2 protein-coding genes are annotated in these 17,897 nt (G+C 75.7%); both read left to right on the forward strand.

Translation table 11 applies throughout. The annotated features are described in order from the left end of the window. Positions 1–26: 26 nt before the first annotated feature. On the forward strand, positions 27–11,243 hold the full coding sequence (locus ACFYY6_RS29945) for a type I polyketide synthase (RefSeq protein ID WP_389196544.1): 11,217 nt from the start codon (positions 27–29) through the stop codon (positions 11,241–11,243). Positions 11,244–11,633: 390 nt separating this feature from the next. Then, positions 11,634–17,897: SDR family NAD(P)-dependent oxidoreductase (locus ACFYY6_RS29950; RefSeq protein ID WP_389196546.1), on the forward strand; the 6,264-nt coding region annotated here is incomplete at its 3' end.

A 17,897-nucleotide genomic window follows, 5' to 3' on the forward strand; every position in this document is an offset into this window, starting at 1 on the left:
TGACGGCCGGAAGTGGAGACGCGTGGATGAACGGGCCCGGTTCCGAATCAGCCCTGGCACGACTGCTCGCCACGTCCGTACCGTCGCGCCACCGCACCCTGGTCACGGAGCTGGTACGCACCGCCGTGGCGGAGGCGATCCAGGCGGCCCGGCCGGGCACCCCGCACCCCCTGGACGCGTCCGTCCCGCTGGCGGAACAGGGACTCGACTCGCTCGCGGCGATCGACCTGCACCGGCGGCTGACCGAACGGACCGGTCTCGACCTGCCGGTCGGCCTCGCCTACGACTGCCCCACCCTGCCCGACCTGGCCGACCGACTGCTCGCCGGTGCCGGGGGCGCGGGGGCTCAGGGCGTCGCGGACGGCCTCCCGGGCGGCTGGTCAAAGGCACCGGGCGGTGCCGGTCCCGCCGACGAACCCGTGGCCGTCGTCGGCATCGGCTGCCGTTTCCCCGGCGGCATCGACACCCCGGCCGGACTGTGGCGGCTGCTGAGAGAGGGCGGCGAGGTCCTGTCCGACTTCCCGCACGACCGGGGCTGGGACCTGGAACGCCTCTTCCACGACGACCCCGAGGTGCCCGGCAGCACCTACGCCCGCGCCGGCGGATTCCTCGACACGGCCACCGACTTCGACGCCGAGTTCTTCGGCATCAGCCCGCGCGAGGCCCTCGCCATGGACCCGCAGCAGCGCCTGGTCCTGGAGACGTCCTGGCGCGCCCTGGAGGACGCGGGCATCGACCCCGCCGCGCTGCGCCGCACCCCGGCCGGCATGTTCTTCGGCGCCGAGGTCCAGGAGTACGGGCCGCGCCTGCACGACGCCCCGGACGGCCTCGACGCCCATCTGCTGGCCGGCAACGCCTCCAGCGTCATCTCCGGCCGGGTCGCCTACGTGCTGGGCACCGAGGGGCCGGCGGTCACCGTCGACACGGCGTGCTCCGCGTCCCTGGTCGCCGTCCACCTGGCCTGCCGCTCGCTGCGGCAGGGCGAATCCTCGCTGGCGCTGGCCGGGGGCGTGGCCGTGATGGGTGGGCCCGGCGTCTTCACCGCGTTCAGCAGACAGCGCGGCCTGTCCGCCGACGGCCGCTGCAAGGCGTTCGCCGCCGCGGCGGACGGCACCGGTTTCGGCGAGGGCGTCGGCGTCCTCGTCCTGGAACGTCTCTCCGACGCCCGCCGCAACGGACACCACGTCCTCGCCGTCGTCCGGGCCTCCGCCGTCAACCAGGACGGCGCGTCCAACGGGCTCACCGCCCCCAACGGCCTCTCCCAGCAACGGCTGATCCGCCGGGCACTGGCCGAGGCGGGGCTCACCGCCGCCGACATCGACCTGGTCGAGGCGCACGGTACGGGCACCCGGCTCGGGGACCCCATCGAGGCGACCGCGCTGCTCGCCACCTACGGGCAGGGCCGCCCGGCCGGGGCGCCCCTGCTGCTCGGCTCGGTCAAGTCCAACCTGGGCCACACCCAGGCCGCCGCCGGCGTGGCCGGAATGATCAAGGCGATCCTCGCCATGCGGCACGGACAGGTGCCCGCGACCCTGCACGTCGACGCCCCCAGCCCCCACATCGACTGGTCCTCCGGCGACGTGGAACTCGTCACCGAGGCGCGGACCTGGCCGGACACCGGCCACCCGCGCCGGGCCGGGGTCTCCTCCTTCGGCGTCAGCGGAACCAACGCGCACGTCATCCTGGAGCAGCCCGAGCCCGAGGACTGTTCCGAGGGGGCGGTACCCCCGCCCCGGCCCCCGGCCGTTGCCGTTCCGCTGCCCTTTGCGCTGTCCGCGCGCGGCACGGCCGCCCTGCGCGCCCGCGCCGCCGACCTGCTGCCGCTCGTCGACGGCGCGGAACCCGCCGACCTCGCGCGCGCCCTCGCCACCACCCGCGCCGCCCTCCCCGACCGGGCCGTCCTCGTCGCCGCCGACCGCGCCGAACTGCGCGAGGCGCTCACCGGCCTCGCCTCCGGCACCGTGCCGCCCGTCGGACGGGTGGTCGGCGAGCTCGGCCTCCTGTTCACCGGGCAGGGCAGCCAGCGTCCCGGCATGGGCCGCGAACTCGCCGCCGCCTACCCCGAGTTCGCCGACGCCCTCGACGACGTCTGCGCCCACTTCGAGCTCCAGCTCCCGCACGCCCTGAAGGACGTGCTGTTCGCCGGTCCGGGCACACCCGAGGCGGAACTCCTGCACCGCACCGAGTACGCGCAACCGGCCCTGTTCGCCGTCGAAGTCGCCCTGTACCGGCTGCTGGAGAGCTGGGGGCTGCGCCCGGACCACCTCGCCGGGCACTCCGTCGGCGAGATCGCCGCAGCCCACGCGGCCGGGGTCCTCACCCTTCAGGACGCCACCATTCTGGTCGCCGCGCGGGGCCGCCTCATGCAGGCACTGCCCGAGGGCGGCGCCATGGTCGCCGTACGCGCCGCCGAGGACGAGGTCGCGCCGCTCCTCACTCCGCGCACCGGCATCGCCGCCGTGAACGGGCCCGCATCCGTCGTCGTCTCCGGCGACGCGGACGACGTGGAGCGCATCGCGGGCAAACTCGCCGCGCGCGGGCACGACACCAAGCGCCTGCGCGTCGGCCGCGCCTTCCACTCGCCGCTGATGGAACCGATGCTGGACGAGTTCCGCCGGGTCGTACGGGTGCTGGACTACGCCGAACCCACCGTGCCGGTGGTGTCCACCGTGACCGGCGGCCCCGTCGGCGGCGAACTGCGCGACCCGGAGTACTGGGTGGAGCACGTCCGGGCCCGGGTCCGCTTCCACGACGCCGTGCGGTGGCTCGCCGACGCCGGGGTACGGACATTCCTGGAGGTCGGGCCGGACGCGGTGCTGTCCGCGATGGGTCCGGACTGCCTCGACGCGGCCGAGGCGCCCGGCACCGCCTTCCTCCCGGTGCTGCGGCGCGAGCGGCCCGAGGCGCGCGAGGCCGTCTCCGCGCTCGCCGCCGCGCACGCCCGTGGTGTCCCCGTCGACTGGGCGCGGCACTTCGCGGGGGCGCCCGCCCGCCGCGTCGAACTGCCCGGCTACCCCTTCCAGCGGCGCCGCTTCTGGCTGGAGCCGGGTGCTCGCGTCGACGCGGCCGGACTCGGCCAGGTCGCCGCCGGCCACCCGCTGCTGGCGGCGGCGGTGGCGGTCGGGGCGGAGGGCGTCGTGCTGACCGGGCGGCTCGCCACCCGTACTCATCCCTGGCTCGCGGACCACGTCATCGCCGGGCGCGTGCTGATGCCCGGCACCGCCTTCGTCGAACTCGCCCTGCGGGCCGGCGACCACGTCGGCGCCACCGTCCTGGAGGAACTCACCCTCGGCGCACCGCTGGTCCTGGCCCCCGACGAGGACGTCGCCGTCCAGGTGGCCGTCGGCGAACCCGACGACACCGGGCGGCGTACCGTCACCGTCCACTCGCGCGCCACCGACGGCGCCCCCTGGACCCGGCACGCGGCGGGCACGCTCACCGACACCGCCGTACCGGGTGCCGCGTCGCACGGCGGCGGATCGGACGGTGACGGATCGGACAGCGGCGCGTCGGCGCAATGGCCGCCGCCCGGGGCCGAAACCCTCGACGTCACCGGGGCCTACGCCGACCTGGCCGAGCAGGGTTACGCCTATGGACCTGCGTTCCAGGCCCTGCGCGCCGCATGGCGGCACGGCGAGCACGTCTACGCCGAGGTCGCCCTGTCCGGGGACGCCGCCGCCGACGCCGCGCACTTCGGGATCCACCCCGCGCTGCTGGACGCCGCGCTGCACGCCGCCGACCTCGGCACCCCGCCGCGCGCCGAGGTGCTGCTGCCGTTCGCCTGGACCGGCGTCCGCCTGCACGCCACCGGCGCCACCGCGCTGCGGGTGCAAATCGCCCGCACCGGCAACGACACCCTCGCCCTGCGCCTCGCCGACGCCACCGGCGCCCCGGTGGCCGACATCGACGGCATGACCTCCCTGCCGGTACCGGACGACGACGTCCTCCACGCCGTGCGGTGGTCCCCGTACCCACGGCCGACGACCGCCGCTCCCCTGCGCATCGCCGTTCTCGGCGCCGCCCCGGCCACGAGCGACGTGCCGCGCGACGGCGAGGGCCGCGGCACGGCCGATGCCCCCGGCGCGGACGGCGCACCGCGCGAGGACGCCGTCGCGGACACCCTCTCCCGCGCCCTGGACGCGCTGCTCGACGGCCCCGTACCGGACGCCGTGGTGCACCGCCCGGCCGGTCCGCCGGAAGCCGACGCCGACGACGCGCGCGCCCACGTCCTGCGGGCGCTGCGCCTGCTGCGCGTCTGGCAGTCCGACGAACGGCTGGCCGGCACCCGTCTCGTGGTCGTCACTCCGCCGGACAGCCCCGCCCACGCCGCGGTGCGCGGACTGGTCCGATCCGCCCAGGCGGAGAACCCCGGCCGTTACGTCCTCGTCGAGCACGACTCCCTGCCCTCCGAGCCCGAACTCCGCCGGGTGCTCGCCACCGGCGAACCCGAACTCTCCCTCGCCGACGGGCGGTTCGCCGTGCCCCGGCTGGCCGCGGAACCGGCCGCCCGGCCCCGGCACGACGCCGACTGGGGCACGGTCCTCATCACCGGTGGCACCGGCGGACTCGGCGCCCTGCTCGCACGGCACCTGGTGCGTGCCCACGGCGTGCGCCGACTGGTGCTCGTCGGCCGTCGCGGCCATGCGTCCGCACTGCGCGCCGAACTGGCCGGGCTCGGCGCCGAGGCGACCGTCGTGGCCTGCGACGTCGGCGACCGGGAGGCACTGCGCGCCCTGCTGGACCGCCACCCCGTCGACTCCGTGATCCACGCCGCCGGCACCGTGCGCGACGGCATCGTGGAGAGCCTCACCGGCGCCATGGTCGACGAGGTCTTCCACGCCAAGGCGGCGGGCGCCTGGCACCTGCACGAACTCACCCTCGGCCGAGAACTCTCCCACTTCGTGCTGTTCTCCTCGCTCGCCGCCGTCCTCGACGGGCCGGGCCAGGGCAACTACGCGGCCGCCAACGCCTACGTGGACGCGCTCGCCGCCCACCGCGCGGCCCGGGGGCTGCCGGCCACGGCCCTCGCCTGGGGCCTGTGGGACACCGGCACCGGTATGGGCGCAGCCCTGGACACCGCCGCCCTGGAGCGCGTGGCCGCCACCGGCGTACCGGGACTGTCCGCCGAGGAATCATTGCGTCTCTTCGACGCGGCCGTACGCTCCGACCGGCCCCACCTCGTCCCCGTACGGATCGACGCCCCCGTCGTGCGTCGCCGCCCCGACGGCGTACCGCCGCTGCTCAGTGCCCTCGTCCGGCCCGTCACCCGCCGGGCCGCCGCCTCCGAGTCCCACCGGGAGAAGGAAGGACTGGAGGCACTGCCCGCCGCCGACCGCGAACGCGCCCTGCTGGACCTGGTACGCACCGAGGTCGCGGCGGTGCTGCGGTACGACGCCCCCTCCGCCATCGACCCCGGACGGGCCTTCACCGAACTCGGCTTCGACTCGCTGGCCGCCGTCGAACTGCGCAACCGGCTCAACACCGTGACCGGGCTGCGCCTGCCCGCCACCCTCGTCTTCGACCACCCCACCTCGCGCGCCCTCGCCGAACACATGCACGACACCCTCTTCGGCGCCGCCGGGCGGTCGTCGGCGGAGCCCGCGCCCGCCGCCACCGGGCGGCGCCCCGCCGACGGCGACGGCGACGGCGACGGCGACGACCCGATCGTGATCGTCGGCATGAGCTGCCGGTACCCCGGCGGAGTGCGCTCCCCGGAGGACCTGTGGCGGCTCGTCGCCGACGGTGTCGACACGGTCGGTCCCTTCCCGGCCGACCGCGGCTGGGACACCGAGGCGCTGTACGACCCGGAGCCCGGCACCCCCGGCCGCACCTACACCCGGGAAGGCGCCTTCCTGTACGACGCGGCCGACTTCGACGCCGACTTCTTCGGCATCAGCCCGCGCGAGGCGGTCGCCATGGACCCGCAGCAGCGGCTGCTGCTGGAGGTGTCCTGGGAGGCGCTGGAGCGTTCCGCCATCGATCCGGCGGCGCTGCGCGGCTCACGCACCGGCGTGTTCGCGGGCGTGATGTACCACGACTACGGCACCTGGCTGACCGAGGTGCCGGACGACCTCGCCCCCTACCTCGGCAACGGCAGCCTGGGCAGCGTCGTCTCCGGCCGGGTCGCGTACGCCCTGGGGCTGGAGGGCCCGGCCGTCACCGTCGACACCGCCTGCTCCTCCTCGCTGGTCACCCTGCACCTGGCCGCGCAGGCGCTCCGGCAGGGCGAGTGCGACCTGGCGCTGGTCGGCGGTGTCACCGTCATGTCCACCCCGGACACCTTCGTCGACTTCTCCCGGCAACGCGGTCTGGCCGCCGACGGCCGCTGCAAGTCGTTCGCCGCGGCGGCCGACGGCACCGGCTGGGGCGAGGGCGTCGGCATGCTCGTCGTCGAACGGCTCTCCGACGCCCGTCGCAACGGCCACCGGGTCCTGGCCGCGGTCCGCGGTTCCGCCGTCAACTCCGACGGCGCGTCCAACGGGCTGACCGCCCCCAACGGGCCCTCCCAGCAACGCGTCATCCGCGCCGCGCTCGCCGCCGCCCGCCTCGCCCCGGCCGATGTCGACGCGGTCGAGGCGCACGGCACCGGCACCACGCTCGGCGACCCGATCGAGGCGCAGGCGCTGCTGGCCACGTACGGCCAGGACCGGCCGGGCGACGAACCCCTCTGGCTCGGCTCCGTCAAGTCCAACATGGGCCACACCCAGGCCGCCGCCGGGGTGGCCGGAATCATCAAGATGGTCATGGCGATGCGGCACGGCACCCTGCCCCGCACCCTGCACGTCGACACGCCCTCCCACCAGGTCGACTGGACGACGGGCGCGGTCCGCCTGCTCACGGAGGAGCGGCCCTGGCCGGGAGCGGCGGACCGTCCGCGCCGGGCGGGGGTGTCCTCGTTCGGGATCAGCGGCACCAACGCCCATGTGATTCTTGAGGAGTTCGAGGAGTTCGAGGAGTTCGAGGAGTTCGAGGAGTTCGCGGGGGAGCCGGTCGGGACGGGGCCGCGGACCGCCGGTCCGGACGCCGACGGGCACGACGGTGCGGCAGCGCACCCTCCCGCCACGCCGCCCGTACTCGCCCTTCCGGTCTCCGCCCGCTCGCCCGAGGCCCTGCGCGGCCAGGCGGCCCGCCTGCGGGAACTGACCGGCACCTCGGCCGCCGAACTCGGCCTCGCCCTGTCCACCACCCGCACCACCCACCCGTACCGCGCCGTCGTCCTCGCCCCCGGTGAGGAGCGGGCCGACGAGGCCCTGGACGCCCTCGCCCACGGGCACGAGGCACCCGGCCTGCTCGTCAGCGGTTCCATCACCGACGGCACCCTGGCCTGTCTGTTCTCCGGGCAGGGCGCCCAGCGGCCCGGCATGGGCCGGGACTGGTACGACACCTTCCCGGTCTACGCGGAGCACTTCGACCGCACGGCCGAACTCTTCGCCAAGCACCTGGAACGGCCGCTCGCCGCAGTGGTCCTGGGCGACCACCCCGACGTACTGGAACGGACCGCCTACACCCAGGCCGCCCTTTTCACCACCCAGGTCGCCCTCTACCGGCTGCTGGAGTCCTTCGGGCTGCGGCCCGACTGGCTGGCCGGCCACTCCGTCGGCGAGTTCGCCGCCGCGCACGTCGCCGGTGTGTGGTCGCTCCAGGACGCCGTCACCGCCGTCGCGGCGCGCGGCAGGCTCATGCAGGCGCTTCCCGAGGGCGGTGCGATGACCGCCGTACAGGCCGCCGAGGAGGAGGTGCGGCCGCTGCTGGACGAACGGTGCGACATCGCCGCGGTCAACGGCCCGCGCGCCGTGGTCGTCTCCGGGGACGAGGACGCCGTCGCCGCCGTCGCCGCGCACTTCGCCACCACCCGGCGACTGCGCGTCTCGCACGCCTTCCACTCGCCGCGCATGGAACCCGTGCTGGACGAGTTCCGCCGGATCATGGCCGCCCTGCCGGCCGGGGAACCGGCCTTGCCGATCGTCTCCACCCTCACCGGCGCCCGGGCCACCGCCGCCGAACTCGGCTCCGCCGACTACTGGGTACGGCACGTACGGGAGACCGTCCGCTTCGCCGACGCCGTGGGGACGCTGGCCGCGCAGGGCGCCGACACCTTCCTCGAACTCGGCGCCGCTCCCGTCCTGACGGCCCTCGGCCCGGACTGCCTCCCGGACGCGGACGCCGAGGAGGCCGCGTTCGTCCCCACCGCCCGCAAGGGCACCGCCGAGGTGCCCGGTCTGCTGGCCGCCCTGGCCGCCGTGCACACCCGCGGTTCGGACGTCGACTGGGCGGTCCTCTACGACGGCCTCCCCGGGCACCGCGACCGACCCGGGCGCCGCGACGAACCCGGGCACCGCGACCAACCGGGGCGCCGTGACCAACCGGGGCGCCGCGTCGAACCGGGGCGTTGTGTCGAGCTGCCTACCTACGCCTTCCAGCACCGCCGCTACTGGCTTCCCACGTCCACCGCCACCGCCAGGGGCGACGCCGCCGGTCACGGTCTCGCGGCCGTCGACCACCCCTTCGTCAGCGCCCGCCTCGACCTGCCGGGCGACGGCGGAACCCTGCTCACCGGCCGGATCTCCACCGCCACCCACCCGGTGCTCGCCCAGCACGCCGTGCTCGGATCGGTGCTGGTGCCCGGCGCCGCCCTCGTCGATCTCGCCCTGTACGCAGGTGGGTTGACGGGACGCCCGGTGCTGGAGGAACTCACCCTCCAGGCCCCGCTGGCCCTGCCCGGGAACGGTGCCGTACGGATCCAGGTCGCGCTCCGGCCCGACGGCGGTGTGGAGATCCACTCCCGGCCCGCCGACGCGCCCGAGGACGGGAGCTGGACCCGGCACGCCACCGGCACCCTCACCGTCACCGACCCCGCCTCCGGACTTCCCGCGTCGTCCGTTCCGTCCGCCGCCTGGCCGCCGCCGGGTGCCGTGCCGCTCGACACCGACGGCCTCTACGAGCGGCTGCGCGGCGAGGGTTACGACTACGGCCCCGTCTTCCAGGGCGTACGGGCCGCCTGGCGGCACGGCGACACGGTCCTCGCCGAACTCGAACTGCCCGCCGAGGCCCGGCAGGACGCCGCCCGGCACGTCCTGCACCCCGCGCTGCTGGACTCCGCCCTGCACACCACCGCCCTCGCCGACGCGGACGCCCGCGACGCGGTACCGGACGGCACGATCGCCCTGCCCTTCGCCTGGACCGGTGTCACCGTGCACGGACGGCCGTCGTCACGTACCACCCCGTCCCGCACGGCCGTCCCCTCCCGCGCAGCCGCCCCGGACCACACCGCAGCCCGGGTCCGCGTCACCCGGGGCGAGGAGGGCATCCGGCTCGATCTGACGGACACCGAGGGCGGGCCGCTGGCCACTGTCGCGTCCTACGTCACCCGCCCCGTCACCGCCGACCGGCTCACCGGGCGGCAGCGTTCCCTGTACGTCGTCGAGGACGCGCCGCTCCCCGAGTCCGCCGGGCGCCCCGAGCGCCGCACCTGGGCCGTGCTGGGCCCGGACGACCTCGGACTCGGCGTCCCGCACCACCCCGAACCGGCCGCGATCGACGGCCCCGCACCCGACGTCGTCGTCCTTCCGGTGCACATCCCGGACGTCGCCGCGGACGCCGACGGCGAACGGGTGCCGGGGGCCGTGCGTACCGCGCTGAACACGACGCTCACGACCCTCCGGGCCTGGCTGGACGACGAACGCCGGGCCGGTTCCACGTTGCTGGTGCTCACCGAGGGAAGCCTCGCCGACGCCGCCGTGCACGGACTGGTGCGGGCCGCGCAGGCCGAACACCCGGGCCGGATCGTCCTCGTCGGCCGGGCCGGGCCCGGCAGCCCCGTCCCGGACCGCGCAGCGCTGGCCGCCGTCCTCGACTCCGGTGAACCGGAGGTGCGGTGGCGGGACGGCCGGGCCCACGCCCCGCGCCTGGCGCGCGCCGGGGAGCCGGACGCGCCGCGCACCGGGCGCCCCTGGGGCACCGTCCTGATCACCGGCGGCACCGGCGGGCTCGGCGCCCTGGTGGCCCGGCACCTGGTGACCCGGCACGGCGTCACCCGCCTGGTCCTGGCGGGCCGTCGCGGACCCGCCGCCCCGGGCGCCGACGAACTGCGCGCGGACCTGGCCGGCCTGGGCGCCCAGGCCGATGTCGTCGCCTGCGACGTCGCCGACCGCACGGCGCTCGCCGCGCTGCTGGCCGCCCACCCCGTCGACAGCGTCGTGCACACCGCGGGCGTCCTGGACGACGGACTGGTCACCTCGCTCGGCCCCGAACGCCTGGACACGGTCCTGCGCCCCAAGGCGGACGCCGCCTGGCACCTGCACGAACTGACCCTCGACCGGCCGCTGTCCCACTTCGTGCTGTTCTCCTCGGCAGCGGGCACCATCGACGCCTCCGGCCAGGGCAACTACGCCGCCGCCAACGTCTTCCTCGACGCCCTGGCAGTCCACCGTGCCGCCCGGGACCTGCCGGCGCTCTCCCTCGCCTGGGGCCTGTGGTCCGGTGGCGGCATGGGAGCCGGCCTCGACGAGAGCGGCGCCCGGCGCATCGAACGGTCCGGCATCGGCGCCCTCGACCCGGACGAGGGTCTCGAACTCTTCGACGCCGCCGTGGCGTCCGGCCGCCCCGCCCTGGTGCCGGTCCGGCTGGACACCACCGTGCTGCGCCGCCGGGGCGACGACGTACCGCCGGTGCTGCGCACCCTGGCCGGTGTCACCGCCCCCGCCGCACGGGAGGACCGGACCCGCGGCCTCGGCGAGCGCCTGGCCGCCCTGCCCGCCGCCGACCACGAGCACACCGTGCTGGAGGCCGTCCGTACCGAGGTCGCCGCCGTCCTCGGCCACGACGGACCCGCCGCCGTCGGACCTCGGCGCGCCTTCACCGAGCTGGGATTCGACTCGCTGGCCGCGGTCGAACTGCGCAACCGGCTCAACGCGATCAGCGGACTGCGCCTGCCGTCGACGCTCGTCTTCGACTACGCGACTCCCGCGGCGCTGGCGGGCCATCTGCTCGAACGGCTCGTACCGGACGACGACACCGGCACTGGTCCGGCATCCGCCGACCCGAGGGGCGACGACGAGGTGCGGGCCCTCATCGGCCGCATCCCGATCGCGCGCATCCGCGACGCCGGACTGCTCGACGGGCTGCTGAGACTGTCCGAACCGGCCCCGCCCGTACCGCCCGCCGCCGAACGGGTCATGGACATCAGGTCCATGGGGGTGGCCGATCTGGTGCGAGCCGCGCTGAACCGCACCAGCCCCGAGTGAGACCGCCCCGGTGCCGGACCGCGCGGACCACGCGCCGCGTCCGGAACCGGCCGCACATCCGGCCCGCACATCCGGCCGGTACGACCGGCCGCACATGGTCGGCCCGTACGACCGCCCATACGGCCGGAGCACCTCAGCCGTACCTCCGCAGCACCTCCAGCGCGTCCCCCGCACATCCGCACCGCGTCACCAGCGCCGCCGAGTCAGCCAGTGCTGCGACGGGAAAGGTTCACCGGCTCGCGACGCCCGGCACGGCACCTCGCCGCGTTGTCGCATCACCCGAGTACGTCCCGTACGAGGGCGATCCTCCGCCTTACGACGCACCGCACCGGACGCCGCGAGCTTCCCGGCAAACCCTTCCGGCCACAGCACTAGGGAGCGATACCGACCGTGGACACATCCGTCGAGCAGATCGTCGAGGCGCTGCGCGAGGCCATGCTCGAGAACGAGCGGCTGCGCCGGCAGAACGACCGGATCGCCGAAGCGGCGCACGAGCCCGTCGCCGTCGTCGCCATGAGCTGCCGCTACCCCGGCGGCGTCGGCACGCCCGAACAGCTGTGGCAACTGGTCGACGCCGGAGTGGACGCCGTGGGCGACTTCCCGGACGACCGGGACTGGGACGTCGACGCCATCTACGATCCCGACCCCGACGCCCCCGGCAGGACCCATGTGCGCGAGGGCGGATTCCTCCACGACGCACCGCGGTTCGACCCGGGCTTCTTCGGTATCAGCCCGCGCGAGGCCCTCGCCATGGACCCGCAGCAGCGGCTGCTGCTGGAGACCGCCTGGGAGGCGTTCGAACGCGGCGGCATCGACCCGCACTCCCTGCGCGGCAGCCGCACCGGCATCTACGCCGGGGTCATGTACCACGACTACGGCAGCTGGCTCACCGACGTACCGGAGGGCGTCGAGGGCTACCTCGGCAACGGCAACCTCGGCAGCGTCGCCTCCGGCCGCGTCTCCTACACGCTCGGCCTGGAGGGCCCCGCCGTCACCGTCGACACCGCCTGCTCCTCCTCGCTGGTCGCCCTCCACCTGGCCGTGCAGGCCCTGCGCACCGGCGAGTGCGCCCTCGCCCTGGCCGGGGGCGTGACCGTGATGTCCACCCCGGACACCTTCATCGACTTCTCCCGCCAGCGCGGGCTCGCCCTGGACGGCCGCTGCAAGTCCTTCGCGGAGGGCGCCGACGGCACCGGCTGGGGCGAGGGCGTCGGCATGCTCCTGCTGGAACGGCTCTCCGACGCCCGCCGCAACGGCCACCGCGTCCTCGCCGTCATCCGCGGCACCGCCGTCAACCAGGACGGCGCCTCGAACGGGCTGACCGCGCCCAACGGCCCCTCCCAGCAACGTGTCATCCGCGCCGCGCTCGCCGACGCCCGCCTGGAACCCCACCAGGTGCACGCCGTGGAGGCGCACGGCACCGGCACCCCGCTCGGCGACCCCATCGAGGCCCAGGCCCTGCTCGCCACCTACGGGCAGGACCGGCCGGCCGGCGAACCGCTGTGGCTGGGCTCGGTCAAGTCCAACATCGGGCACACCCAGGCCGCCGCCGGGGTCGCGGGCGTCATCAAGATGGTGATGGCCATGCGCCACGGCAGGCTGCCGAGGACGCTGCACGCCGAACACCCCACCACCCGGGTCGACTGGGAGTCCGGCGCCGTCGAACTGCTCGGCGAGGCCCGCGACTGGCCGGACGCGGGGGAGCCCCGCCGCGCCGCCGTGTCCTCCTTCGGCATCTCCGGCACCAACGCCCACGTCATCGTCGAGGCGGCCCCCGACCCCGAGCCGCGCACCGGGGAACCCGTCTGGGACAGGCCGCTGCCGCTGGTGCTCTCCGCCCGGGACGAACCGGCCCTGGCCGCCCAGGCACGCCGCCTCCTCGACCACCTGGAGTCCGGCGCCGACCTCGTCCCCGACATCGCCTGCGCCCTGGCCACCACCCGCGCCGCCCTGGACCGGCGGGCCGTCGTCATCGGCGCCGACCCGGCCACGATCACCGCGCGGCTCGCCGCCCTGGCCGAGGACGATCCGGCGTCCGACGTGGTGCGCGGCGCACCGGCGGGGGAGTCCCGCATCGCGTTCGTCTTCCCCGGGCAGGGCTCCCAGTGGGCCGGCATGGCCGCCGAACTGCTCGACGGCTCACCGGTGTTCGCGGCGGCCATGGCCGACTGCGCCGAGGCGCTCGCCCCCTTCACCGACTGGGACCTCGTCGACACCGTCCGGGAGCGCCGCCCCATGGAGCGGGTGGACGTGGTCCAGCCCGCGCTGTGGGCGATCATGGTCTCGCTGGCCGAGGTGTGGCGCGCGCACGGGGTGCGGCCCGCCGCCGTCATCGGGCACTCCCAGGGCGAGATCGCCGCCGCGTGCGTGGCGGGCGCGTTGAGCCTGTCCGACGGGGCCCGCGTGGTGGCCCTGCGCAGCCGGGCCATCGCGGAAGTGCTCTCCGGACCCGCCGATTCCGGGACCGTTCCCGGGAAAGGTGCCTCCGGGCCCACCGGTTCCGGGACCGTTCCCGGGAAAGGTGCCTCCGGGCCCACCGGTTCGGCGCGTGGCGCCTGTGGCCGCGGCGGGATGATGTCGGTGGCGCTGCCCGAGTCCCGGGCGCGCGAACTCGTCGCAGCCCACGACGGGCGGGTCGCAGTGGCCGCGGTCAACGGCGCCTCGTCGGTGGTGCTCTCCGGGGACGCCGAGGTGCTCGACGCGCTGCGCGAGAGGATCGTCGCGGACGGCGGCCGGGCCAAGCGGCTGCCGGTGGACTACGCCTCGCACTGCGCCCATGTCGAGTCGATCCGCGAACGGCTGCTCACCGACCTCGCGGGCGTACGGGCCCGGGGGGCCGACGTACCGTTCTACTCCACCGTCACCGGTGCAGTGCTGGACACCACCGCGCTGACCGCCGACTACTGGTACACGAACCTGCGCCGGAGCGTGTTGTTCGAGCCGACCACCCGGGCCCTGCTCGATTCCGGATACGGGATCTTCGTCGAGTGCAGCCCGCACCCGGTGCTGCTGAACAGCATCGAGGAGACCGCCGACGCCGTGGGCGCGACCGTCACCGGGCTGGGCTCGCTGCGGCGCGACGACGGCGGGGCCGAGCGCCTGCTCACCTCGCTCGGCGAGGCGTTCGTGGCGGGTGTCCCGGTCGACTGGTCGGCGGTGTTCACGGGCATGCCGGTGCGCGCCGCCGATCTGCCCACGTATCCCTTCCAGCGCGAGCGCTACTGGCTGGGCCGGTCCGCGGCCTCCGGCGACGTCACCGCCGCCGGGCTGCGGGCCACCGCCCATCCGCTGCTGGGCGCGGCCGTCCAGGTCGCCGGGGGCGGCACCCTGTTCACCGGCCGGCTCTCCGTGTCCACCACGCCCTGGCTGGCCGACCACGCGGTCTCGGGCACCCCCCTGCTGCCCGGCACCGCGCTGGTGGAGCTGGCGCTGAGCGCGGGCCACGAACTCGGGTACGGGCACGTCGCCGAACTCACCCTCCAGGCGCCGCTGGTGCTGCCCGGCCGGGCGGCGGTCCAGTTCCAGGTGCACGTGGCCGCCGCCGACGAGGACGGCCACCGCGCGCTGACCGTCCACTCCCGCCCCGAGGGCGCCGACGACACCGAGTGGACCGCGCACGCCACCGGGCTGCTCGCCCCGCGGACCGCCCCGCCCGGCTTCGACCTCGCGCAGTGGCCGCCCCGGGGCGCGGAACCGGTGCTGGTGGACGACGCCTACGACACGCTGGCCGCGCTCGGCTACGACTACGGGCCCGCCTTCCGGGGCCTGCGCGCGGTCTGGCGGCGTGGCGACGAGACCTTCGCCGAGGTCGAACTCCCCGGTGAGGCAGGTGCGTTCGGCCTGCACCCGGCCCTGTTCGACGCGGCCCTGCACGCCGACGGCCTGCGCACGGCCCCGCCCGGCACCGACGGCCCCCAGGCGCGGGGGCAGGGGGCGGCGCGGCTGCCCTTCGTCTGGACCGGCGTGTCGTTGTACGCGTCCGGGGCCACCGCCCTGCGGGTCCGCATCCGGGGCGGCGACACGCTCTCCCTGGACCTGGCCGACCCGACCGGCGCACCGGTCGCCGCCGTGGAGGCCCTGGTCTCCAGGCCGGTCGACCCGGCGGCGCTGACCTCCCCGGTCCGGGACGACGACCTGTACCGGCTGGACTGGCAGGCGCTGCCCGTACCCGTGGCGGACGCGCCCGCGTACGCCGTTCTGGACGAGCGGGGCACGGCCGCGGCGGACGCCCTGCCGGACTGGGTGGTCCTGCCGGTGAGCGGTGACGGCGGCGACCCGGTGGGCGGGGTGCGCGCGGCGACCGGGCGGGTCCTCGCCGCCGTGCGCGACTGGCTGGCGGACGAGCGTACGACCGGGGCCCGGCTGGTGGTCCTGACCGGCGGCGCGGTCGCCACCGGCACGGAGGACGTCACCGACCTGGCGGGTGCCGCCGTATGGGGCCTGGTCCGGGCGGCCCAGGGCGAACACCCCGACCGCTTCGTCCTGGTGGACTCCGTCGCCCACGACGGCGGCGGCGAAAGTGCCTCCGGCCCGGGTGTCTTTGCCACCGACCGGGTCACCGAGGCCGTGCGCGCCGCCGCGGCGAGCGGCGAACCGCAGCTGGCCCTGCGCGAGGGCACCGTACGGGTACCCCGGCTGGCCCGTGCCGCCGTAACGGGAACGGCCGCCGTATCCGCTTTTGACGGCCCCGGGCCGGATCCTCACGGCACCGTGCTCATCACCGGCGGCACGGGAGTGCTCGGTGCCGTGGTCGCCCGGCACCTGGCCACCGAGCACGGCGTGCGCCGCCTCGTCCTGGCCGGCCGCAGCGGCACCGCCTCCGACGACTTCGGCGATCTCGCCGAACGCGGCACCGAGGTCGTCGTCGCCCGCTGCGACGCCGCCGAACGCGACCAACTGGCCGCGCTGCTGGCCGACATGCCCGCGGAGCGCCCGCTGACCGCGGTGATCCACCTCGCCGGGGTCCTGGACGACGGACTGGTGACCGATCAGACCCCCGGGCGACTGGACGCCGTCCTGCGGCCCAAGGCGGACGCCGCCTGGAACCTGCACGAGCTGACCCGTGACCTGGACCTGTCGGCGTTCGTCCTCTTCTCCTCGGCCGCGGGCACGATCGACGGCGCGGGCCAGTCCGGGTACGCCGCCGCCAACGCCTTCCTCGACGGCCTGGCCGCCCACCGCGCCGCCCAGGGCCTGCCCGCGCTCTCCCTCGCCTGGGGCTTCTGGGAGCAGCGCACCGGGATGACCGCCCACCTCACCGAAGCCGACGTGGAGCGCATGGCACGTGCCGGGGTCCGGCCCCTGCCCACCGAGGAGGGGCTGAGGCTGCTGGACGCGGCGCTCGCCGCCGACGTACCGCTGCTGCTGCCCGTCGGCCTGGACCCGCGCGCCCTGCGCGGTGCCGACGACGTCCCGGCCGTGCTGCGCGCTCTGGCGCCCGCGCCCGTCCGTCGTACGGCGGCCTCCCGCGCCACCGCCGTCTCCGCCGCCGAACGGCTGGCCGCCCTCGGCGCCGCCGAACGCGAGGCGGCGCTCACGGAGCTGGTCCGCACCCATGTCGCGGCCGTTCTCGGGCACGGCGCGGACATGGTGCTCGACCCGCGCCGCTCCTTCCGCGAGGCCGGTTTCGACTCGCTGACCGCGGTCGAGCTGCGCAACCGCCTCGGCAACGCCGTCGGCCTCCGGCTGCCCGCCACCCTCGTCTTCGACCACCCCGACGCCGAGGCCCTGGTCAGGTACCTGAAGACGGAACTCTTCGGCGCGGACCCCGAGGACGCCGAGGCCTCCACCGGGATCGGGGCCGTCGTCCCCGGAGCGGGGTACGAACCGGACGAGCCGGTGGCGATCGTCGGGATGGCGTGCCGCTACCCCGGCGGCGTCACCACGCCCGAGGAGCTGTGGCGGCTCGTCGCGGACGGCGTGGACGGCATCGGCGCGTTCCCCGACGACCGGGGCTGGAACCTCGACACCCTGTACGACCCGGAGCCCGGCAAGCCCGGCCACTGCTCCACCCGCGCGGGCGGATTCCTCTACGACGCCGCCGACTTCGACCACGACTTCTTCGGCATCGGCCCCCGCGAGGCCCTCGCCATGGACCCGCAGCAGCGGTTGCTGCTGGAGACCTCCTGGGAGGCGCTGGAACGGGCCGGCATCGATCCGCACTCCGTGCGCGGCAGCCGCACCGGCGTGTTCGCCGGGGTCATGTACCACGACTACGGCAGCAGGCTGCGCGACGTCCCCGAGGCCGTGCGCGACTACCTCGGCAACGGAAGCCTCGGCAGTATCGCCTCCGGCCGTATCGCCTACACCCTGGGTCTGGAGGGCCCGGCGCTCACCGTGGACACGGCCTGCTCCTCGTCGCTGGTGGCGCTGCACCTGGCGGCGCAGGCACTGCGGCGGGGGGAGTGCGGCCTGGCCCTGGCCGGTGGCGTGTCCGTGATGTCGACCGTCGACACGTTCGTGGACTTCAGCAGGCAGCGCAACCTCGCCGCCGACGGCCGCGCCAAGTCCTTCGCCGAGGCGGCGGACGGCACGGCGCTGTCCGAGGGCGTCGGTGTGTTGGTGTTGGAGCGGTTGTCGGATGCGCGGCGGTCGGGGCGTCGGGTGTGGGGGGTGGTGCGGGGTTCGGCGGTGAATCAGGATGGTGCGTCGAAT

Source organism: Streptomyces sp. NPDC001750 (assembly GCF_042892615.1).
In the GTDB taxonomy this organism is placed as follows: Bacteria; Actinomycetota; Actinomycetes; order Streptomycetales; family Streptomycetaceae; genus Streptomyces.

Coding starts and splice junctions, on each gene's coding strand:
- ACFYY6_RS29945 (WP_389196544.1), top strand. CDS start 27: ATGAACGGGCCCGGTTCCGAATCAGCCCTGGCACGACTGCTCGCCACG.